The sequence below is a fragment of the Microcoleus sp. PH2017_28_MFU_U_A genome (genome assembly GCF_020738035.1).
Taxonomy (GTDB): Bacteria; Cyanobacteriota; Cyanobacteriia; order Cyanobacteriales; family Microcoleaceae; genus Microcoleus.
In genome coordinates, this window is record NZ_JAEQCX010000026.1 from 82,578 (window position 1) to 105,264 (window position 22,687).

The 22,687-nt window shown below is 46.2% G+C and carries 19 protein-coding genes; 8 read left to right on the forward strand and 11 right to left on the reverse strand.

Annotation, left to right across the window (positions count from 1 at the left end; translation table 11 throughout):
* Positions 1-438, forward strand: a 438-nt coding sequence (locus JGK14_RS02830) for a RibD family protein (RefSeq protein ID WP_293185501.1), incomplete at its 5' end; no start/stop codon positions are given.
* 117 nt (positions 439-555) lie between these two features.
* Positions 556-1,752 (forward strand): GNAT family N-acetyltransferase, encoded by a 1,197-nt coding sequence (locus JGK14_RS02835; RefSeq protein ID WP_325314742.1) that lies wholly within the window; start codon positions 556-558, stop codon positions 1,750-1,752.
* A 26-nt stretch (positions 1,753-1,778) separates the two neighbouring features.
* Here the strand turns inward: JGK14_RS02835 and JGK14_RS02840 are convergent, their stop codons facing one another.
* From JGK14_RS02840 to JGK14_RS02850, 3 genes are all read right to left on the reverse strand, one after another.
* On the reverse strand, positions 1,779-1,979 hold the full coding sequence (locus tag JGK14_RS02840; protein WP_293185499.1) for a hypothetical protein: 201 nt from the start codon (positions 1,977-1,979) through the stop codon (positions 1,779-1,781).
* A 152-nt stretch (positions 1,980-2,131) separates the two neighbouring features.
* Positions 2,132-2,713 (reverse strand): hypothetical protein, encoded by a 582-nt coding sequence (locus tag JGK14_RS02845; RefSeq protein WP_293189237.1) that lies wholly within the window; start codon positions 2,711-2,713, stop codon positions 2,132-2,134.
* Between the two features lie 171 nt (positions 2,714-2,884).
* On the reverse strand, positions 2,885-4,249 hold the full coding sequence (locus JGK14_RS02850; protein WP_293185496.1) for a sensor histidine kinase: 1,365 nt from the start codon (positions 4,247-4,249) through the stop codon (positions 2,885-2,887).
* Positions 4,250-4,365: 116 nt separating this feature from the next.
* On the opposite strand from JGK14_RS02850, the gene JGK14_RS02855 reads away from it, so the two are divergent.
* The 4 genes from JGK14_RS02855 (at position 4,366) to JGK14_RS02870 (ending at position 11,453) form a co-directional block, all read left to right on the forward strand.
* Positions 4,366-5,211: a M48 family metalloprotease gene (locus JGK14_RS02855; protein WP_325314743.1), complete on the forward strand. Its 846-nt coding sequence runs from the start codon at positions 4,366-4,368 to the stop codon at positions 5,209-5,211.
* Positions 5,212-5,536: 325 nt separating this feature from the next.
* Positions 5,537-7,402 carry an ATP-dependent zinc metalloprotease FtsH4 gene (gene ftsH4, locus JGK14_RS02860; RefSeq protein ID WP_325314744.1) on the forward strand — a complete coding sequence of 622 codons (1,866 nt, stop codon included), beginning with the start codon at positions 5,537-5,539 and terminating at the stop codon, positions 7,400-7,402.
* Positions 7,403-8,280: 878 nt separating this feature from the next.
* Positions 8,281-10,029 (forward strand): hypothetical protein, encoded by a 1,749-nt coding sequence (locus JGK14_RS02865; protein WP_293189231.1) that lies wholly within the window; start codon positions 8,281-8,283, stop codon positions 10,027-10,029.
* A gap of 2 nt (positions 10,030-10,031) precedes the next feature.
* Positions 10,032-11,453, forward strand: a complete 1,422-nt coding sequence (locus tag JGK14_RS02870; RefSeq protein ID WP_293189229.1) for a DUF7017 domain-containing protein — start codon at positions 10,032-10,034, stop codon at positions 11,451-11,453.
* A 98-nt stretch (positions 11,454-11,551) separates the two neighbouring features.
* Here JGK14_RS02870 and JGK14_RS02875 read toward each other — a convergent pair whose 3' ends face one another.
* The 3 genes from JGK14_RS02875 to hemE form a co-directional block, all read right to left on the reverse strand.
* Complete coding sequence (locus JGK14_RS02875; RefSeq protein WP_293189227.1) at positions 11,552-13,144, reverse strand: B12-binding domain-containing radical SAM protein; 1,593 nt, start codon at positions 13,142-13,144, stop codon at positions 11,552-11,554.
* A gap of 390 nt (positions 13,145-13,534) precedes the next feature.
* Positions 13,535-14,497, reverse strand: coding sequence for an NAD-dependent epimerase/dehydratase family protein (locus JGK14_RS02880; protein ID WP_293185478.1), 963 nt, complete (start codon positions 14,495-14,497; stop codon positions 13,535-13,537).
* Between the two features lie 476 nt (positions 14,498-14,973).
* Complete coding sequence (gene hemE / locus JGK14_RS02885; RefSeq protein ID WP_293185477.1) at positions 14,974-16,038, reverse strand: uroporphyrinogen decarboxylase; 1,065 nt, start codon at positions 16,036-16,038, stop codon at positions 14,974-14,976.
* A gap of 51 nt (positions 16,039-16,089) precedes the next feature.
* On the opposite strand from hemE, the gene JGK14_RS02890 reads away from it, so the two are divergent.
* Complete coding sequence (locus JGK14_RS02890) at positions 16,090-16,398, forward strand: hypothetical protein (protein WP_293185476.1); 309 nt, start codon at positions 16,090-16,092, stop codon at positions 16,396-16,398.
* A gap of 270 nt (positions 16,399-16,668) precedes the next feature.
* Entirely contained in the window at positions 16,669-16,872 is a 204-nt protein-coding gene (locus tag JGK14_RS02895; protein WP_293205115.1) for a hypothetical protein, read from the forward strand.
* Positions 16,873-17,241: 369 nt separating this feature from the next.
* Here the strand turns inward: JGK14_RS02895 and JGK14_RS02900 are convergent, their stop codons facing one another.
* The 5 genes from JGK14_RS02900 to JGK14_RS02920 all read right to left on the reverse strand — a co-directional run bounded on the left by JGK14_RS02900 (position 17,242) and on the right by JGK14_RS02920 (position 22,618).
* On the reverse strand, positions 17,242-18,042 hold the full coding sequence (locus JGK14_RS02900; RefSeq protein WP_293198180.1) for a hypothetical protein: 801 nt from the start codon (positions 18,040-18,042) through the stop codon (positions 17,242-17,244).
* Between the two features lie 329 nt (positions 18,043-18,371).
* Entirely contained in the window at positions 18,372-19,292 is a 921-nt protein-coding gene (locus JGK14_RS02905; RefSeq protein ID WP_442921421.1) for a S66 peptidase family protein, read from the reverse strand.
* Positions 19,293-19,657: 365 nt separating this feature from the next.
* A complete protein-coding gene (map, locus tag JGK14_RS02910) occupies positions 19,658-20,419 on the reverse strand; it encodes a type I methionyl aminopeptidase (RefSeq protein WP_293176554.1) in 762 nt (253 codons plus the stop codon).
* A gap of 43 nt (positions 20,420-20,462) precedes the next feature.
* Complete coding sequence (locus tag JGK14_RS02915) at positions 20,463-21,542, reverse strand: glycosyltransferase family 4 protein (protein ID WP_293205117.1); 1,080 nt, start codon at positions 21,540-21,542, stop codon at positions 20,463-20,465.
* Between the two features lie 599 nt (positions 21,543-22,141).
* A complete protein-coding gene (locus tag JGK14_RS02920) occupies positions 22,142-22,618 on the reverse strand; it encodes a TerB family tellurite resistance protein (protein WP_293176558.1) in 477 nt (158 codons plus the stop codon).
* Positions 22,619-22,687: the final 69 nt, after the last annotated feature.

The following is a 22,687-nucleotide window of genomic DNA, read 5'->3' on the forward strand; positions in this document are numbered from 1 at the left end:
TTGTCTTGTGGAACAGGCATCTTGCCTGTTGCTGAGCACGGGCTAGAAGCCCGTTCCACAATAGATGAATTGTCTTGTGGAACAGGCATCTTGCCTGTTCTTGAAAATGGTGCAATCGGTAAGTTCGATCGCACTTTAACAACCAACACCATCGAGGGAGAAATCGATTGGATTGATGCGTTTCAACAGCTAGAAACCCTCGGTATCAAACGTTTGGCAATTTTGGGAGGCGGAAAACTCGTCGCGTCTGTGCTCGCTGCGGGCTTGATAGACGAGCTCTGGCTGACGGTATGCCCGCTAATTTTGGGTGGCGTGGATGCACCGACACCTGTCGAGGGAAAGGGTTTTTTAGCCGATTTAGCGCCGAAATTAGAGCTTTTGACGGTTAAACAGGTGGGAGGTGAGGTGTTTTTGCATTATAGAGTTGGGGCGGGCTAGAAGCCCACCCCACAACATTTGTGGCACAGGCATCTTGCCTGTGGCGAGTAATTACACAAGCAGGGGAAATTGTATTAAGTTAAATAAAGTTCGATCGCTCTACGTTCAAATCTCCCTATGCTGAAACAGCCGAAACCTCAATATTCTGTAGCCTGGATTAGCAAACTAGCAGACATCCCGCAATCATCGTGGGATGCCTTGGCGATGCCGCTAAAAACGCCTTTTCTCGAATGGGATTGGCTGAATAATCTCGAAACTTCCGGTAGCGCGACAGGTAAAAACGGTTGGCTACCGCATCACTTGACTGTCTGGCGAGACAAAGAGTTGATTGCTTGTGCGCCGCTTTATGTCAAAAGTCACAGTTACGGCGAATTTGTATTCGATAATCAATGGGCCGATTTAGCTCAACGTTTGGGTATTGAATACTATCCGAAATTGATGGGAATGACGCCGTTTACTCCGGCGGAAGGGTATCGTTTTTTGATTGCGCCGGGGGAAGATGAAGATGAGTTAACTGGCATAATGGTAAGTGCGATCGACCATTTTTGCGATCGCCACAATATCTCCGGTTGCAATTTCCTGTATGTCGATCCTGTCTGGCGCGATCGCATGGAACGGCATGGTTTTAGCGCTTGGCTGCACCACAGTTATATTTGGCAAAATCAAAGCTATCAAAATTTTGACAGCTATCTAGGCGCATTTAATGCCAACCAGCGCCGCAATATCAAGCGCGAACGCAAGGCTGTGGAAACAGCCGGTTTGTTAGTAAAAACTTTGACTGGTGATGAAATTCCCCAAGCGATGTTTGGGCAAATGTATGCTTTTTATGAGAATACTTGCGACAAGTTTGGCTGGTGGGGAAGCAAGTATTTGACTAAGCGGTTTTTTGAACAGTTGCATGACAATTATCGCGATCGGGTTTTGTTTGTCGCCGCCTATGATCAGGAAGATGAGAGACAGCCGATGGGAATGTCTTTTTGTCTGTATAAGGGCGATCGAATGTACGGACGCTATTGGGGCAGTTTGCAAGAAATTGACTGCCTACACTTCGATGCTTGTTACTATACACCGATCGAATGGGCGATCGATCGGGGCATCCAAACCTTCGATCCGGGCGCGGGCGGCAGGCACAAAAAACGGCGCGGCTTTCCAGCTACGCCCAATTATAGTTTGCACCGATTTTATAACAACCGTCTGGCGCAAATTCTTAAGTCTTATATCGGTCAAATTAATGAAAGAGAACAGGAAGAAATTGATGCAGTTAATGAGGATTTACCTTTTACTAAGTTACCTCCTTTGTCACTAGCTGATTGAAAGATACGGCAGAAATTAGGTAGAAATTAGGACACGGCAAAAATCAGGACACGGCAGTGCCGTTTCCCTACAATCAATCGGGCGATGATTACAGATGTCATTGAGTTTGATGGATTATTTTGGGGTAGGGAAACGGCATCGCCGTCTCCTCTTCTGCCGTGCGATTGATGGTTATATTCGATCGCACTGAGGGCAACTTTATCATCCAATTCGGTTGATTTTACCATTACCTGAAATCAGGATACGGCAGTGCCGTTTCCCTACAATTAATCGGGCGATGGTTACATCTGTTATGGAATATTAATGATTATTTCAAGGTAGGGAAACGGCAATGCCGTCTCCTCTTTTGCCGTCAACCGTCAACCGTCAACCAGTCAACTTAATTCAAAATTACCTTGCCATCTTCCTGAATTTCCATCGATTTTGTATCAACGCCCAAGTCTGTTGTTGCGCCAAAGCTGACTTGCAACATTCCCGGCGTAGCGGTTGCTTGCGGGCGCACCAACAGCAATCCGCCGTCTGGGCGCTGGTAAGTGAAGGTGATTGGTACTTTGATGTTTTTCAGTAAAATTTCCGATTGTTCGCCCAGAGTGCGCGGTGGAGTAACACCAATGACTTGATAATTGATGACGGCATTGGTGGTATTCACGAGTTTAATTACTACCATGCCCTCCATCGGCGTAACTCGCGCACTTGGCATCGGGAATCGGGCGGGGGCATCTTGGGGTGTGGCGGGCATCCCGCTGGGCTTGGGACTCGCAGCGGGGCTGGGACTCGCAGCGGGACTCGGTTCGCTGACAGGCTTTCCAGGTGCGGGAGTGGCTGCGGGTTGGGATACGGGTTTTCCTGGTTGGGGCGGGGGGCCGCCGGCTTGTCCAAGTGTTGCGAGACTGACGAGTAAACCGCCGCAGGTGGCTGCTAGCAAGCTGATTTTTTTGAACGGTAGATTGTGGCGAAACATAAATAACTCCTCACGAGTTCGATCGAGATTTCCAACAAAGTTTATGTTAATCTATGCCCGAATTGAATTTTAATAGCTGGGTTTGGGCGCAAGGTAGAAAGAATCAGGGTTTGAGGGATAGATTTTTTGGATCAACCGCAGAGGGCGCAGAGGGCACAGAGGAAGAGAGGTTTAGAGGCGGATTTCTGCTGATTTGTGGGCGGGGATGGTGACGGTAACAGCGGTTCCCCGATCGACTTGGCTGTCAATCCGGATTTGGCCGCGGTGGTTTTCGACAATGGCTTTGGCTATGGCTAATCCTAAACCAGAACCGGCGGCGCTGCGGTGGGTGCGGGCGGGATCGGCGCGGTAAAATCGATCGAACAAATGCGGTAGCGCTTCCGGGGCAATCCCCATGCCGGTGTCTGTGACTTTGATTTGCAGTGCAGAATTGATCGCCGACGAATTTCTTTTGTTTTTAGCTGCCAACTGCAATTCTACTTCAATTTCCCCACCCGATGGCGTGTACTGCACGGCGTTGCTGACAAGATTGGTAAACAGTCGCGCTAGTTGATCCCAGTCGCCTAAAACTGTAAAGTTATTTTCAGTGTCGGGCGAATCGATTATTTCCAAACAGAGAGAGATTTTTTGGGTAAGGGCGATCGCCATTTGTTCTTCAATTACCTCCATCAACAAAGCATCGAGAGGAACATCAACCCACTGCTGCTGCACGATTCCGCTGTCTTGTCTGGCCAAAAATAGCAAATCGTCAACCAACCGCCCCAAACGGCGCGTCAGGCGTTCGATAACCTGTAGCTGTTGGTGTTGCTGCGGTTCGATGTCCGGTTCTGCCAAGGCTACTTGGACATTTGTTTGAATAGTGGCGATCGGATTTCTGAGTTCGTGGGAAGCATCGGCGGTAAACTGTTTAAGACGACTGTAAGATTCTCTCACAGGTGCGATCGCCAATCCCGACAGCAACCAGCCAATAGCCGCCACACAAATTAAAGTTAAACTCGCGCCCAAAATCAAATCAAAAATTAATTGTCGGATCGGTTTTGTCACTTCAAACCAAGGATGGCTGACTCGCAAATATCCCAAAACTTGGCGGCCGATTTCCACACGCTGCGTAACTTGTCTGAGAGAATAGTTTTGATCCGGCTGCAACTTATTATTAATTATCCAAACCGTTTCGCCCGTGCGGTTAGCGCGAATCGGAACATTCAGCGGTTCCGACAAAGTAGACCACAGCAACTCGCCCGTAGGACTGAACCATTCTAAATCGATGTGGTCGTCTTCTACTGCGTCGCTGCTATCTCGAAAACTCGTTTGAATATTAACTTGCAACTTAGTTTTAGCACCCTTACTCGGGGAAGTTACCGGTTCGATCGCGAGAGTTCGCTCTACTATTTCTACAACGTGATTGAGAGTGTCGTCAATGCGATCGATCAAAGTATTACGAACATAGAAATAAAAACCTGTTGCGAATACAAGTAATAATACAGCAGTAACAGCAGTGTACCAAATTGCAAGGCGGCGACGGGTGGTTTGAAACATGGGAAATTGGGAATTGGGAATTGGGAATTGGGAATTGGGAATTTGATACTTCAGATGGATGTGGGGGTACTTGTGAGTCTGGTATCCTACTAGCTAAACTTTATAGGTGAACGACTATGAACAAATTTTTATTCCGGGCTGCGATCGGGCTGTTAATGGCATTTTTTGGGGCAATCACCTATTTTACAAGCAACGTACAAAATCCCGTAACTGGAGAGAAACAACGGGTACAGCTTTCTCCGAAGCAAGAGATATCTTTGGGATTGCAATCGCGATCGCAGATGGCGGCCAAGTACGGCGGGCTTTATCCTAGCCAGACAATTCAACAATATGTCGATCGAGTAGGAGAACGAGTTGTCAACGGTTCAGAGGCGAAAAAAGCCGGTTATCCGTTTGAATTCCACCTGCTGCGAGACTCCAAAACTGTCAATGCTTTTGCTCTCCCCGGGGGACAAGTTTTCATTACCGCCGGACTGATGCGGCTGCTGAATTCAGAGGCTCAGTTGGCGGCTGTACTGGGGCACGAAAGCGGTCACGTTGTGGGGCGACACGCTGCGGAACACCTTGCAAAACAGCAGTTGGGCAGGTCTTTGGTAACGGCGGTTGGGGTGGCGACTACTGACGATCGCGGTGGCGGACAACAAGCAGCATTAATTGCTCAAGCTGTCAATCAAGTTGTCGGTTTGCGGTACGGTAGAGCAGATGAACTTGAGAGCGATCGGCTCGGTTTTCAGTTTATGACAGAAGCGGGTTACGATCCTAGAGGTATTGTTGAGGTGATGCAAATTCTCGGTTCTGCTAGGAATGGCGAAGCGCCGCCGGAGTTTTTGAGCTCTCACCCGAATCCTGAGAATCGAGTTGAAAAGTTGCAAGCTTTAATCGCGCAAAGTTTCCCTAACGGCGTTCCAGCTAATTTAGTTTCTGGACGCGAAGAGTTTGCTAAGAATGTCTCGGGCGGTTAGCCAGAATTCTAATATATCGAACCGCGAAGACACGTTCGGCGAAGCCGTTCCCGTAGGGTAGGGCGCGAAGCAAGAAAAGAGCGAGAGAATCTTAAAGGGATTCTGAAGTAAAAACCATTCATTAACTATCAACCAATAATTTATAACTATAACTTTCTGCTCTTCCTTCGTGTTCTTCGCGTCTTCGCGGTTCGTTTTTCATGCCCAATCAGTGCAGCCCGGTTAACCGACTAATCAAGTGAGGAAATCCGCTTAGCACTCCGCGCACTTTTGATGGCAAAATATATGAATAAAACAAAATTAACTAAAAGGATGACACTTATCAATGGCAATTAAAGACCAGCCCCAACCCCCTCGTTTTCGCCAAATCAGCAATATCGTGTTATTGCTATCAAGCTTGTTTTTACTGGCAAACATCTTTTTGCCCAATTTGTTAGGGCCACAAATTCCCCAAGTGCCTTACAGTTTGTTCGTCCATCAAGTCCAAGAACAAGATGTAGTCAGAGCTTCGGTAGGTCAAAATGAAATTCGTTACCAACTCAAAGGCGAAGGCGACAAACCAGGACAAGTTTTGTCAACTACGCCAATTTTTGACCTGGAACTGCCTAAACTTTTGCAAGAAAAAGGCGTTGAATTTGCGGCAACTCCGCCTTCTAAAAATGGCTGGATCGGCAGTGTTTTAAGCTGGGTCGTTCCGCCACTGATTTTTGTAGCAATATTTCAATTTTTCATGAACCGGGGCGGTGGTGGGCCACAGGGTGCGCTGTCGATCGGCAAAAGCAAGGCTAAGGTCTACGTAGAAGGCGAATCTGCGAAAATTACTTTTGCTGATGTGGCTGGAGTAGAGGAAGCTAAAACTGAATTAGTCGAAGTTGTTGAGTTCCTGAAAACTCCCGACAGATTCACGGCAATTGGCGCGCGAATTCCGAAGGGCGTGCTGTTAGTCGGGCCGCCGGGAACTGGCAAAACGCTGTTAGCAAAAGCAGTGGCTGGTGAAGCTGGCGTGCCTTTTTTCAGCATCTCCGGTTCGGAGTTTGTGGAACTGTTTGTAGGCGTCGGTTCTGCAAGAGTCCGAGATTTATTCGAGCAGGCTAAGAAACAGGCTCCTTGTATTATTTTCATTGATGAATTGGATGCGATCGGCAAATCTCGCAGCACTAACGCGGCGTTTGGCGGGAATGACGAACGCGAACAAACTCTCAATCAACTATTAACTGAAATGGATGGTTTTGCAGCGGGCAATACTACGGTAATTGTACTCGCTGCAACGAACCGCCCGGAAAGTTTGGATGCTGCTTTGTTGCGCCCCGGCCGTTTCGATCGCCAAGTTTTAGTCGATCGCCCGGACTTATCCGGCCGCGAAGCAATTTTGAACATTCACTCTCAAAAAGTGAAGTTGGGCCCGGATATTGACTTGAAGGCAGTCGCCACTCGTACCCCCGGTTTTTCGGGCGCAGACTTGGCAAATTTGGTCAATGAAGCTGCCTTGCTAGCTGCTCGTAACAAGCGCCTCACTGTCGCGCAGGAAGACTTCTATGAGGCGTTTGAGCGCGTTGTAGCTGGCTTGGAAAAGAAAAGCCGGGTGCTCAACGAAAAAGAGAAAAAGATTGTGGCTTACCACGAAGTCGGGCACGCGATGGTGGGTGCTCTGATGACTGGCGGTGGCGAAGTGGCGAAAATCTCGATCGTCCCGCGCGGTATGGCTGCATTGGGTTACACGTTGCAATTACCGACTGAAGACCGTTTCTTGTTGGATGAGTCGGAGTTGCGCGGTCAGATTGCTACACTGCTTGGCGGGCGATCGGCTGAGGAAGTCGTGTTTGGTAGCATTACTACTGGCGCCTCAAACGACTTGCAAAGGGCGACTGATTTAGCGGAACGGATGGTAACAACTTACGGTATGAGTAAGGTTTTGGGGCCTCTGGCTTACGATCGCGCTCAACAATCATTCCTAGGCGATGGCATGGGAAATGCCCGCCGTGCGGTGAGTGCTCAGACTGCTGAGGCGATCGATCAAGAAGTCAAAGAAATTGTCGAAACTGCACATCAGCAAGCTTTGGATATTCTGAAAACTAATCGGGAATTGTTGGAAACAATCACGCAGCAACTGTTGGAAACTGAAGTGGTGGAAGGTGAGGCTTTGCACAAATTACTCGCTGAAGTGCGGCCTTTAGATCAGGTTGCGGCTTGAGTTTCACAGGGTTGAGTCGGACTTGCCCATGAGGGTCCAGAAACCGGGTTTTTACCAGAATAATTGGCTGTAGCCGACAAATTCGGAAAAAACCCGGTTTCTTTATTCGGAGTGGAATCCCAGAAACCGGGTTTTTGCGAGAAGACGCGCTGTAAGCGACAGATTCGGTAAAAAACCCGGTTTCTTTATTCGCAGTGCGTAATTCCTGTTTAATTAAACCGCATATGAACGCAGATGATTCTAAATCATCTGCGTTTTTTAGTATGCGGGTGAGTTCAGCCGTTTGCCCGACCAACCAGTATCAACGGACACCGCGCGCTCCGAGGTAACTCCTATGCCGATCAACCTGCCGTTCCGATGCGAGTCGGAACGCCGGATTTGTCTCGCAGCTAAGGTTTACAGCTCTTAGGATTGCGGGAACCTCCGCACTTTTGCCCGCCACAAATAATCCGATAGTTCCATGTAACATAGGCTACAAAAAAATTGAGATGGTTACTGAATTACTGAGAAAAACAGCTTTTTCCTGAAAACTATTGCTAGTGCTACTCAACCTGTGAGAATATTCGGCTAGTAAAGTTAATCGTCATTGAGCTATGGCTAAACTTGAGTTACCTGAGTCTCTAGAATCTGTATTCGCTCGCGTTGAGGAATTTTTAGGTTCCTCAAAGAAGATTTTAATCGTTACTGGCATGATTGGAACTGGCCTGCATCTTCTACAAAAAGCTATGGTCGATACATCTATATCCTTAAGCCGAAATTACTCTGTTCTTGCTCCTAATAGTAAAATTGCGTCTCTTTATCCAGTAGAGTCAAAGAGTATTTACTCGCATATCTTCACAAAAAACTATAAAGTAGAGAAGGAGCAGCTGATCTATGGATTGAACAAAAATCAGGATACAGAGCAACAGGTTTACATCGTCGGTGAGGCCCACCTGATATCCGATTCACAGTTTGAAACTGATGTTTTTCGTTACGGTAGTGGGAAACTTCTCACGGATTTTTTGGAATATACGGAAATTGAAAAGACTCAAAGACAGGTGATTTTTCTGGGCGATCCGTTTCAGCTAACGAGAGGCAAAACAGATGAATCTGCACTGTGTTACGAGCGATTGCAGGCTGCGATAGACGGTGAGATCGATCGCATCAATCTTGAGTTTATACTTCCAGACCAACAGCAAAATTTGTTTGTCAAAAATTGTCAAAAAATCGCTCAAAGCATACATTTTAGCAGATTTAATCAGCTCAGAGCGATCGCCGATGACTCGAATTGCATCCAAATAGTCGATCGCGATCGCCAACAGGAGATATCGAAAGCTGTATTCCTGGAAGATTCCCGATTTACCAAGTTTATAGTTTTCACCAACGAATTGGTTAACCGCATTAATCATCAGGTTAGACAAGAGTTTTTTGGTCGAGGTAAAGAGATCGTTGCAGGTGATATTGTACATATCCACAATAGTCCTGTCGAAGTAGATGAACAAAAGCTAGAGCAAACTTATATATCAAATAACTCTTTTGCTGAAGTCATAGAAGTTAATCCCAATACACCCTTAATCCAACCGCTGAAAGGACGCGAACAGCCAATTCAGATAAATTTTTTGCGGATTAGAGTGCGGCTACTTGAGAACGGTAAAGAGGTCGAGTTCCTCTGCTTGAGCGATTATTTATATGCGGACAAACCAGAATTTGACAAGGACACACTTGTAGCTCTGCGGGTTTCAGCAATTAGCAAATTTAGACAACAGCAGAAACAGGTAAGAGAATCAGACGAATCGGACAATTCTAGCGAAGCAAAGTTTCTACGCAACGATCCGTACTTAAACGCAGCGCGTCTGAGGTTTGGTTACGCGCTGACTCTGCATCGCGCCCAGGGGCAGAAGTTTAAAACTGCGATCGCGAATATGGAGACTGGCCAGGGACAAACAAATGCCACTTATTTTCGATTGGTTTATACCTTGTTTTCTGTAGTTCAAAATCGACTTTTTATCCTGAATTTTCCCTCGATTACACCATTTTTTAAAGCAACTTGGAACGGCAGTCAAGGCAAGCTAGATTCTGTTGTTTTCAAGGATATCATTGCATTTGACCCTGATTCAGAATCAGGTAATGCAAATATTTCGGCTTTCCCTATCCTGGAAAAACCTTTAAAAAATCTTTACTTGCATATCGCGGAAAGTCTTACATTTCATAGAATTCAGGTAATTTCATACAAGCATAATAGTTATCAGGAAGTTTATGGTTTTAGCTCAGAAGACGATACAGAAATGTGTTCTCTTCGCTTGCATTATAATGGCAAATTTCAGGTGACGCGAATTGAAACTGTGAAATCTGAGCCGATGGAATTTGCCACTGTCGTTGTGGATGCTATCACATCAAAACTGCGATTAGGAAATGAATTTCAGCAAACAGTTCACGATCTAATTAAAGCCAAACTCGACCCACACAAAATAGTAATTCAGGGAATTGAACACCATGATTATCACGAAATTTACTATCTCAAATCAGACATGGGCGCTCTCAAAATGCAAGTTTTCTACGATGGAGATGGTTTTGTGACGCAAGTTTTCCCGATCGGATACACAAATGTACAAGTTGTAGAATTAGTTCACCTCGCACTGGAGTTATAAAAATGTCGAATTTAACAGAAGAAATCAAAAATTTGAGAAAAGCTGGACAGATAGATGAAGCTTATTCCAGAGGGTACGAACTGCTAAAACAGCATCCAAACGACAAATTTCTGGCTAGCAGTGTTGGTTGGGTTCTCTACGACAAAGTAAAAAAACTGGTAGATACAGCTAATCAATCTGAATCCATAGATACAGAGTCGTCTGTCAGCCAGATCAAGGAAATATTGGGAGAATATTACAAACTCAAGCTGAATCGACCGGATTTGCTATTTAGTCGTTTGCTATCCCAAATTCTACGATTTCCAAAGCAAATCAAGTTTTTACCAAAGTTCCTAAAATGGGCTGGTGTTGATAGTTTTCAAGCGGAAGACTTTCAGGTTTCTACTGCTAATGATGGTAAAGTTTTTGATTCGCTGGTTGAGAAAACAGCAAGAGAAGTAGGAAAGATTGCTTGTGAATTGACTGTTCAAGATTATCTTGATGCAACAGAATTACAAAATTTTGCCATTACATTGATCGATGTTGCACTTGATCGCGCCAAAGTTCAAAAACCGGAATGGCTAAATTATCGCAAGGCTTTATTGCTAAATCGTTTGGGGCGATCGACAGAAGCTCAAAAACTTCTGGTTTCCTTTGTGAAGCAGAAGCGTAGCGATTACTGGGCGTGGCACGCATTAGCTAAAGTCGTGGAAACCTCTGATCCTACACTAGCATTGGCACTTTGTGCAAAAGCGTGTTTGACTTGCAGGGATGAAAATTTTGGTGTTGGCGTTTTTGAGGATCTCAGCCGACTCGCAGCAAATAAAGGACAATGGAAAGTGGCTAAATGGGCTGCCGATCGAGCTTTTAATGTTCGTAACAGTAACAAATGGAAAATCCCCCAATCGCTCCGTAATCTCTTGACTGCTAGTTGGTATGCTGGTGCTGGAAATATATCTAACGCAGAGGAAGTGTTAGAAAATATAGCTGCTGATGCCGAAAAGGTGATTTGGCAAAATTGCCCGCAATTGAATGCTAACTACCTCGGCTCGTTTACAGCAAAAACTGGCAAGATGATGCTCAAGTTTGGATTGCATTCTGATAGTGTATCTGAAGAAGTTGTTAGTCCAGAACGAGGAATGCTGAAGAATTTAAATCTACTAATGGGCGCGCCGGTGATAGTGACTGTTGATGAGAATGGCGATCGGCTAACGGTGGTTGCTGTTGAGAAACGCGAATCGGGCAAACTATTTGATAGTATGTCTTGTAAAACAGGTCGGTTTCGCTTGCATCAAAAGGGTTTTGGGTTTGTAGAGGATGTTCATGTTCCTCATGAATTAGCTTCTCAGTTGCAAAATGATCAAACAGTTAATCTTGCTGTTGTCAAAAGGTTTGATAAAAAGAAAAATCAATGGGGTTTGACTGCGATCGCGCTACTTAATTAGTTAGACTACAGTTTCGCCGTAAAATGCTCTTCTTTTAGATATCCGACTTCTTAATTAAATAAGTCGGATATCTGGCTATTCGGTTGAATTCTTCAACCCTAAACCACTTGCACTTCCTTTTCCTCAGTAGCAACAGGTTGTTGATACACTGTCTGAGACTCATTAGCCAAAAACTCGGCTAATTGAGCCTCGATTTCATCCCGCACAATTTGGCGGTATTCCAGGAAATGCTCGTTGTGGGCGCACACTGTTAAATAGTGATCCCAAACGGCAGGATTGCGTTTGAGAATGCTGAACAAATGATGCCAGAACTTCCAGCGAGTTGAACGCTTGACTCCTTGGCGCCAAACTACGGTTAGCAGTGCTCGCAAGTCGATCCAACTGGGGATTCTTGATGGTATATTTGCTGTAGGTGCACCTAACATCAAGAAGTGGCGGTAGGTGCGGTCTAAATATTTCTCAGCATCGTACACGTCAGAAAATGCTTGAACATATTCTCTCGCGATGTCTTCTAGCGGCCGCGTCGGAATGAAGTTCATCAATGTAGTCTGATTCAAGTTGCCGGATTTGTCGCGCAATCTGCCTTCTTTTGCTAGTCGGTGCGATAATGCAGTGTGCGGTAAAGCTTGCAGCATTCCAAAGGTTGTACTGGGAATTGCTGCTGCTTCGGCGAAGTTGACGATGCGTTGGCCTGCGCCCGGTTTTTCGCCGTCGAATCCGATGATGAATCCGGCCATTACTCGCAAACCTGATTTGGCAATTAATTCTACTGATTCTATCAGGGAGTTGCGAGTATTTTGGAATTTTTTGGTCATTTGCAAGCTTTCTTCGTCGGGGGTTTCAATTCCTAGGAATACGGCGTTGAAATGACATTTCACCATCATGTCCATCAATTCTTGGTCTTGGGCTAAGTCGATGGATGCTTCTGTGTTGAAGTTGAAGGGGAATTTGTGTTCTATTTGCCAGACTTCTAAGTCTTTTAGCAATAGTTTGACACTGCGTTTGTTGCCGATAAAGTTGTCGTCTACCATGAAGACGCCGCGCCGCCAACCTAGGTTGTAGAGACAGTCTAGTTCTGCTATTAATTGTTGGGGTTCTTTGGTGCGGGGTTTGCGCCCGTAGAGGACGATGATGTCGCAGAATTCGCACTGGAAGGGACAGCCTCGGGAAAATTGAATCGACATTGAGTCGTAGCTGTCTAATTCCAGCAGGTCGAAGCGGGGAACAGGGGTTGTGGTAACATCGGGTTTTACGCCGTCCGATCGATAAATTCCACTTTTTTCACCGCGCGCGATGGCTTCGACGAACATCGGTAGGGTGATTTCGCCTTCGTCGAGAATCAGGTAATCGATGCCGGCTGCTTGGGGCTCTTCGGGTACGGAAGTTGGGTAGGGGCCGCCACAAGCTACGGATTTACCGCGCCGCTTGGCTTCGCGGATGATGTCTAGCAAGTCTTCTTTTTGGACAATCATCGCTGACAGAATAACGAGCTCTGCCCATTCCCATTCTGCTTCGGTGATTTGTCGGATGTTACGATCGACTAACTTGAATTCCCATTCTTGGGGTAGAATGGCTGCTACTGTGACCAAACCCAGCGGTGGAAGCAGCACTTTGCGATCGACTAATTCTAGGATTTTCTCATAAGACCAGAATGTTTTCGGGAACAGGGGGTAAACTAGAAGCACTCGCATAGTATGTTAAACCTCACATCACTAAAAGACTTGCGATCTGGCTGGCGTTTGAGAGTTCGATCGACTCTCAATATTTAATGTTAAGGCTAAAATTACGATCTTGCCCGCGATCGACTATCTAGAAAGGGGCGACACCCCCTAACACAAAGATAATGGGCGCAATTTTTAGCTTGCAGTTCCCTGTTATAGTTGGCAAATGTTGATATCTTATCGTATCTCACCATTGATTGACGATAATCGCTTCAAAAGTGCCCGAATCAGGCAAAAAAGAATTTGAAATAGTAGAGTTGAATAGGATAAAGAATTAGGGACGGGCTAGAAGCCCATCCCACAAGAAAGATTGTGGGATGGGCTTCTAGCCTGTCCGATTATTGGTGCGGAGTGTACGGACTACTTTGTATTTTTATCTGGAATTCCGCTAGTTCTTAACATATCAGCAACTGTGCCGCAGTAACTCGGCAATCCAATGCTTTCGGGATTGACCAGATTTTGATAGGTAAAATGGCGGTAGCTGATACAAAATCTATCCCAAGCAGCCATCTGAATTCGGAACAACCAAATAAAAAAATCGGCAAGCCAAGGTGACAGAGTAATCCGAAAAAATATTTTTGTATGCAAATACTTGCAAGCTTGTTCGACAACTTCGTTCGCGGTAATCGCCGGATTTCCGAGTACAAAATGTCGCGGTTCCTCGGAATCGGACGGATGTTCGACTAAGTAATTAACTACTGTGGCAATGTCTGCACCGTGGATGAAGTGAAAACTGCCATCTGCTTTCAGCCAGCGAATCAAACCAATCCATTTGGCGACAAGCGGCAAACCGGATGATAGGTGAGAAACTGGTTTTTCTGCGTCTCCTCCTAATACTAAGGTTGGGTAAAGTGCGGTAATTGGAGGCACATTTGTTAACGTAGATAATTGCGTCATGCAATCGTATTTGGAACGAACATAATCTGTTCCTAGTTCTCCGGCTTCTTTGAGCAAGTTGTTATCTCTACCGAGAATACTGGCGGTTGAAAAGTATATTACTTGTTCGCAAGTCTGGGGCGAAAGTAGTTGAATGAGGCGCAGAGTTTTGGTGACGTTGACATCAAAAACTTCTTGGGTTCCTCCCCAAGCTGTGGCTGCTAAAATTGCTACGTCTATTGTTTGCAGCAGTTCGGAATGGCGATCGATATCTTTCATGTCGCCTTGTATGATATTGATGCCCGATCGCGCTTTCCAGTCAAATTTTAGCTTGTCGGGGTTGCGAACTAATAGGTAGAGTTCGTGGTTTGTCTGTTGAATCAAGGTTTCGGCCATGTAGTGACCGATACAGCCACTTGCACCCGTTATGAAAATTTTTTTTGTCATTTGCAGAAGGGGAAGGGGGGGAGGTGGGGAGAGAGGGAGAGGGGGAGAGGGGGAGTTATTGGTTTGAATTTGAGGCTTTAGTCGGCCATAGATTTGGGTGACAGTTGAGGTTTGATCCCCCTAAATCCCCCTTAAGAAGGTGGACTTTGAATGCTCTTGTTACTTCGTTTTTTAGCGAGACTTTGAATGCTCTTGTTCCCCCCTTCTTAAGGGGGGTTAGGGGGTATCTCCGGATTCTATTACCAGGAGTTAAAGGGGATTTTCGGTGGGTGGGGGCGGGTTTATTTCACTTGTTTGTAACTTTTAAGGTTGTTGGTGAACCCGCCCCTACGGGTTTTTGGGGTTTGAATTCCTGTCAAATTTAAGTAGTGGGGGCGGGTTTATTTCACCTGTTTGCAACTTTTAAGGTTGTTGGTGAACCCGCCCCTACGGATTTTGGAGAATGAGGTTTTTGGGGTTTTTAATTCCTGTCAAATTCAAGCAGTAACTGCGAGCAATTTGTCGGCTTGTTTCGCGGTTTCAAAGAAGAAACGCACGTTATCTTCGGGAGTTCCCGGCAATACGCCGTGTCCTAAATTGAGGATGTGTCCCCGATCGCCCGCTTTGCGAATTGTATCAAGAATTCGATCGCGAATAAACGGTTGAGAACCAAACAATACGCCGGGATCGAGATTTCCCTGAACGTTCATGTTGGGGCCCAAACGCTTGCGCGCGTCGGCCATATCAACCGTCCAATCGACGCTGACGATATCTGCGCCGGATGTAGCCATGCGTTCGAGAAGGCCGCCGCTACCTGTGACTAATAGGATTAGCGGTGTGTCGGGATGGGTTTTTTTGACTTGCTCGAATACCTGTTTTTGGTATGGTAGAGCGAAGGTGTCGTAATCCTGCGGGGACAGTTGGCCGGCCCAGGAGTCGAACATTTGCACTACTTGGGCGCCGCAGTCGATTTGATAGCGCACGTAAACTGCGATCGCATCTGCAAATTTCGACAGCAACTGATGCAGTAAAGTTGGATCGGAAAATGCCATGTTTTTGATAATCGCATAATCCTTAGAACCTTTGCCCTCAACGGCGTAGGCTGCTAAAGTCCAGGGCGCGCCGACAAAACCGAGCACGGTGGATTTGTTGCCGACTTCCGCGCGCAGGGATTTGAGGATAGTTTTGATAAAAGGCAAACTTTCTTCCGGGTTCAGCGGTTGCAGGTTGTCGATTTGCTGCTGAGTGCGGATGGGTGCGTGGATAATCGGGCCTTTACCTTCGGCGATGTCCATGTCGATGCCCAAACCGGGCATTGGGGTGACAATATCGGAAAACAAAATTACGCCGTCGGGTTGAAACGCGCGCCACGGCTGAAGGGAAACTTCGATCGCAACTTCGGGTATTTCGGAACGTTCGCGAAAGGAGGGATACTTTTCTCGCAAATCTCGATAGGCTTTCATGTAGCGACCGGCTTGGCGCATCATCCACACGGGCGGGCGGTCTAGGGTTTCGCCGCGGGCTGCCCGCAACAGCAAGGGAACTTCATTTAATGATGACATCTTAACTTTTCTCGAATTTAGATCTTTTAATGTCTTTGGTAGCTTACCACTGTGCGATCGTCCTTTTCGATCGAAAATTCGGCGATCGGCCCGCAGCAGCTATTGTCTGATGTCTGTATGTGTATTCGGACTGACGCGGGGCTCAGAAACCGGGTTTTTGGCGATAATTCTTCGTCGCAGTCGGCAGATTCGCAAAAAAACCCGGTTTCTTTGGGTTTGATGGGTAAATTCCCTACTATCTATCATTGCGAGGCACTATCTGTCATTGCGAGGAACGTTAGCGAAGCGATCTCTTATGAAAGCAATCTCCGCATCTATTTTTTCAGCGCTTCTGTTTTCTGGACTGAATTAATTCATTAATTGGTAGAGCTTGATTTGCGATCGAACTGTGGTAGTTTGCGAGGGGTCGGGAAAATGGCTGAAAATACGCTGTTTCGTTCTAACCCTCGCAGCATTGCTGGGCAAGGGTTTCAGCGAGTTTTTCTGCGGGGTTGAAGGAGTTTTGACGGATAATTTTGGGAACCCTTGCAAATCTCCCCACTCGCTGGGGAAAATAATTGAATGGAAACTTGACCCAAAAAAATCAATAGGAATATAATTAAATTATACGAACTTAAAGAGTAAATAAAGATGTTTGATTGGATTGTCAAAACTGTAGTTGATGCTTCAGGGGTAACTAGCCAGCTAAAAGTAGCTGAATGGGCAAGATTGAATCAGACTAATGCTTTTGATATGGGCCCCAAAAACTACCAGAGGTGCTTACATGATTTAGGTTTAGGTGGCAAGTATCATGAACTTGAATACAATGAAAACGGAAGCCTTAAATATCAATAGTATCCATTATTTTTGGAACTGAATTAATTGCCTCACAAATTTTAGCTGGTAACCAGCAACTGATTCAGGAATACAAAATTACATCTAAAATACCAAGATTTGTAGGGGCGGGTTCACCCAAATCTACAATGAAATCGACGGACTCAAAAACCCGCCCCCACCCATCACTCCAAGTTAGGGCGGGTTTATAGATATTGTCGATTTGAGTTACAAATCAGGGTGAACCCGCCCCTACAATTCCTCGGAAAAGATGATTTTTTCGGGCTTACCTAGTTGGGTTGGGGCGGGTTTATAGATATTGTTGATTTGAGTTACAAATCAGGGTGAACCCGCCCCTACAATTCCTCGGAAAAGATGATTTTTTCGGGCTTACCTAGTCACACAGACTCCGCCTACAGATACGCGACATTGCTCGGGACGATCGAACCTGCTATTATCATTAGAGCGATCGAATCTACCATCATCCGCCCTCGCCGAATCTAAATCCCTAGTCCGCGAATTGTAATAATAATCGCCCGCCGGAACAGCCCTAGTCGGTACAGCGCAATAAGTCCCGTCTCTCCCGGTATCGTCAAATCTTACTCTTACCATAGTACGTCTGAGGCGACAGTCGATCGGATTTAAGCCAAAATCATCACGCAAAATCCGTTCTCCATCGTAGCTGCTGCTGTTACGGCCCCTATCGCTTCTGTCATCCCATCTATTATTACTAGCACGTCTGTCGCCGCCATCAATTCCCGCAACTTCCACCGTGTAGCTACCGCCCCTCGCAGCATCTTTCGCTAACACCAAAAGCTTGTAATCGCCACTGCGGGGAATCACATAATTAAAAGAACGGTCTTGGGTAAAAGCGACTTGCTTGTTGTTCCCGTAAAATAGTACCATAACGGGAGTAAAACCGCGACTTCTATCCGTATCTAAAAACACTTGAATGTTATCGCCTTCCCGCGCAGTGAAAGTATATTCTTGACCGCGCAATTCTTCCGTCGGAGTTCCGGGCGTCCACATATTTCGGAAACGGTAAATCGGGGAAGTGCGGCGGATTACTCCATCTATGCGATCGTTATTTTGTATCGATTCGGCAACCGCACTTGACGGAATCGCCGTAAGTGCCAATCCGGTAACTAGGACTGCGGCAGCAATACTGTTTAACAAGTTGTGTGCTTTCATATCAACCTCTCAAAAGTTTTAAAATCTTTTTGCCTTGTTGGCGCCGACATTTGCATACACACTCTATTTTAAATCTAATTTATGCCAACCGTGTTAACCTCACCCAACTGGACTATTTAGGAATTATCGTAGGGTGCGTCAGGGCTGAGTGTTTTAATCACAGACTAATTATTTTTCCCCTGACGCACCCTACCAACTAATAATTTCTCCCTGACGCACTCTACCAACTGACTACCAACTGTACGGTGCGTCAGGGCTGAGTGTTTTAATCACAGACTAATAATTTCTCCCTGACGCACCCTACCAACTTACAGACGTTGATGCCGCATCTAAAGTTGCGATGTATCTCCACAAATCAGCAATCCCGATTCAGCATCGAGACTCGCCTCAATTCCCATCGGTAAAGCAGCGTTAACCCCTTCATGGCCAAACGGTAAATCCGAGACAATGGGAATATTCAAGTCAAAGAGCCGATCGCGCAAAACCTCTTCTATAGTAAAACTAGGACTATCCGGGCCAACCTCGCAGCGACTAAACCGTCCCAAAGCAATCCCCCGCACCCCCGCAAAAGCCCCCGCCATCCGCCACTGAGTCAACATCCGATCGACCCTGTAAGGAGCCTCCGAAACATCCTCAAATGCGAGAATAGCACCAGTCAAATCCGGTTGATAAGGGGTGGAGAGCAAATGAGTAGCCACCGTCAGATTCGCCGGAAACAACCGCCCAGAAGCCTTTCCACCAGCCCATCCCTTACCTTGCAAAGATTGTAACGGACGGCCTTCTACGCAGTCAAAAAGTCGATCGACAGACCAATCCGGTTCCGCGCCCAAAGTCGTCAGCAGCGGCCCATGAACGCCCCAAATCCCCAATTTGTCGTCATTCCACAGCAAAGCCGTAATATCGGAAAAGCCGATCAACCATTTCGGCGCATGGGAATCGGGAGTCGGAAACCCGGAATTCGTGCGATCGCCCACCTTACCTTTTTCCAAAAGTCGAGTGCTACCGAAACCGCCTCGAACACACAGAATACCGCGACAATCCGGGTCACTGAGGGCATCTGCGAGCTGTCGGGCGCGGTTTTCGTCGGAACCGGCCAAGTAGCCAGCGCGATCGGCAAAACCCGGTGTTAATTCAACTCGATAGCCGCGGGATTTCCAAATTTCCAAACCGCGTTCAAAATTAGTCAATTCTCGCAGCGCGCCGCTAGGTGCGATCGCCCGCAGCAAATCTCCCGGTTGCAGCCATTTCATATTAATAATTATCTATTAAGGTACGTAGTTGCGCTTCAGCGCTCAAAGGTACGTAGTTGCGCTTCAGCGCTCAAAGGTACGTAGTTGCGCTTCAGCGCTCAAAGGTACGTAGTTGCTTGCGCTTCAGCGCTCAAAGGTACGTAGTTGCGCTTCAGCGCTCTTTTCGTAAATATAGTAATCCTATCTAAGTTTCAAGGTACGACTACCTCTCGTCTTGCTAAACTCATTTTATAGCAAGGATTTGATAATTTCCCGAGCTTGAAAATGATTTAGGATTGCTCTTTCCGTATATAATACTAAGAGCGCTGAAGCGCAACTACGTACCTAATTCCGAATTCCATGCGGCGGAATTCCACCTTTCATACCTACGGCAAAGTCAGAATTTCCACCCCAGAATCAGTCACAGCCAGAGTGTGTTCAAACTGAGCCGAAAGCTTTTTATCCTTAGTGATAGCAGTCCAACCATCCGCCAAAATTTCCACATCCCAAGTACCCTCATTAATCATCGGCTCGATCGTAAAAACCATACCTTGTCTGAGCTTCTTTCCCGTCCCCCGCTTACCGTAATGCAAAATTTCCGGTTCCGTGTGAAAAACGCGATGCACGCCGTGTCCCGCAAAATTTCGCACCACCGAAAAACCCTGCGCTTCAGCATATTCTTGAATCGCCGCACCGATATCACCGGTACGAGCACCAGGCTTAACTTCCGCAATTCCTCTTCTGAGACATTCCTCAGTTACTTCAACTAACCTTTTAGCTACAGGTGAAGGTTCCCCAACAAAAAAAGTTTTAGAAGTATCGCCGTGATAGCCATCAACTAAAGGCGTTACATCAATGTTAATAATGTCACCTTTTCTGAGAATTTGTTTTGCATTCGGGATGCCGTGACAGACAACTTCATTGACACTAGCACACAGAGATTTCGGAAATCCTTTATAACCTAACGGAGCACTTTTTGCACCGTGGGCTAAAGTCCAGCGTTCCGCTTCGTCGTTAATTGCCAGAGTGCTGACACCCGGTTTAATCATTGGTTCGAGATGCAGAAGAAGCTGAGCTGCTAAGCTGCCAGCTTGACGCATTTTTTCGATTTCTCTGCTCGATAAAAGCACTAAACGTTCAGTTGCCATAGTTATTTTTGTGGTCTTTTGTTGTGGTCAATTAAGAGTTTATTTAACTCAATTTTACAATAGACTTGAACCAGCGTTCAAAAAGATCGCCCGCGGCTCCTAAATTGTATTCTACCTCTGCTTGTCGCCGGCAAGCACTGCGGTCAATTTTGTCTAAACGGTCGATCGCACTTACCAGCCCATTTACACTATCAGGTTCCACTAAAAAGCCCGTCAGCCCATCTCGCACAATTTCCGCCGGCCCCCCGCGCTCGTAAGCAATCACAGGCACACCGCACGCTAAAGCCTCGATCGCCACATTTCCGAAAGCTTCCACCCAGCGCGGCGTCATCAACAATGCTCGGCACTGGCGGACTTGTTCTTGCATTTTGGTTGTTGTCAGAAACCCTAAATATTCTACCGGAGCATCCGGGTAATCTGTACAAATTTTGTGCCAATAATCCTCATCTTGCATTTTGCCCATAATTTTTAGGGGAATGCCTGTAATTTTTGCAGCCGCCACAGCATCTTCTAAGCCTTTTTCCGGGGCGATGCGGCCTAGCCAAGCTAATTTTGGTTCCGGTTGGCTGCAAAATTCGTACAGCGATAAATCGATGCCGCCGTTTCCCACCAACTCGCACTCGCTAGCAAAGGCAAAGGTTTGGGCTTGGGTAAGGGTGCAAACTCCCAGCGTACCGGGAAATTTGACGGCGATTTGTCCGGCGATGCGATCGAACGATCGCGACATGGAGCCCATACTGATAAAATGTGCGATCGGAGTGTTAAAAAATGGCGTCAAATAAAACGGCAGCCAATCGTAGGCAAAGTTAACAATCAGATCCCAATCATCCTGAACTTGGCGAGCATATTCCCACATATTCGCCAGCACAGAATCGGCAGGCATCACAATCGGATCGTGGTAATCTTGTGTTTGGGCAGTTACTTGCAAATCCCCCGCGATTTCGATGATTGGAATTGACTCTAAAACTGAACCTGTGGGTGCTACAACTGTTATTTTATGACCTCGGCGCTGCAATTCTTTAGCAATGTTGAAGACTGTAAGTTCTACTCCGCCGCCCAACCCCGAACCGAGTTGACCGACAGAAGTTGATAGGAACAATAATTTTAAAGAGTTATTAGTCATTAGTTATTAGTTATTAGTTATTAGTTATTAGTTATTAGTTATTAGTCACTTACTTGAGAATATTCTCAACAATCATAAGATCGATCTTTACCCGAAGATGATATGGCCTTTCTCAAAAAAAGTGAGGTATGCCCTATGCCCTATGCCCTATGCCCTATGCCCTATGCCCTATACCCATGAGTACCTCTCTCTATTTTCTCCCTCTGTGTCCTCTGCGCGCTCTGCGGTTTAATCATTCTGGTACAGCCGGATTTGATCTTACACATCCGGGAGAATCAACAACTTTGCCTAACACTCTTGCACAACAATTGTTAGGTTACATTATTTGGAAAAAATTGTATAGCATTTATCAGAAAGATGAGGTATGACTGACTGCTTATATAACCGCTTAAACGAAGAGGGCTGAAGCCCAAACGAAGAGGGCTGAAGCCCAACAACGTACCTCACCTATCTGAGAAGGGCTATATTACCCAGTCCAAAAGTATTAAGTAAAAAAGACTTACCTATGGCGAATTATTCCCGGTTGCTCTTAAAAATTTCAGGTTTAGTAACTAGAAATACAGGAATCAACCAGGAATCAGCCGCGCGCCAGTCACAAACTAGCGTTTGATGAACTGTTCTAATTTGTGAGCTATCTTCTCTATAATTCCCTCCGAAGTATGTGTCGCCGATGATGCTTCTGCTTCAATACGCTTGACAGCATCTTCTGGAAGATTCAGCAACTGCACTAATTTTTGATAAGCTGCGGCTTCGTCAGAGTTAATGTTTGGTTCGTCGGGAGTGCGAGAACTAGATGCAATCACTTCATAGCCGAGTTGCAAGACTAATTCTTTTTCCTCTTGAGTTTCTAGTTGGTGAATCAACTCATCAAGGGGAATATTTTGCATGATGTAATCCCGCAGTTCCTGTTGCATTTGTTGTGCGTCGTCATCTGCGGCAAACAAACGGCAAAAGCGATCGAGCATTAAATTAACTTCTTCTGTTGCGAGTTCGCCATCAGCCCAGGCCATAGAGGAAACGATTCGCAGCAGGTTCATCTGGCGAGGCGTAATTGATGGAGGAGGTGGGGTTTGCATAATTAAAATTGGTGATTGCTAATGGGTTATTTGTTATGAGTTATTTGTTACTGGTTATTGCTGATTTTT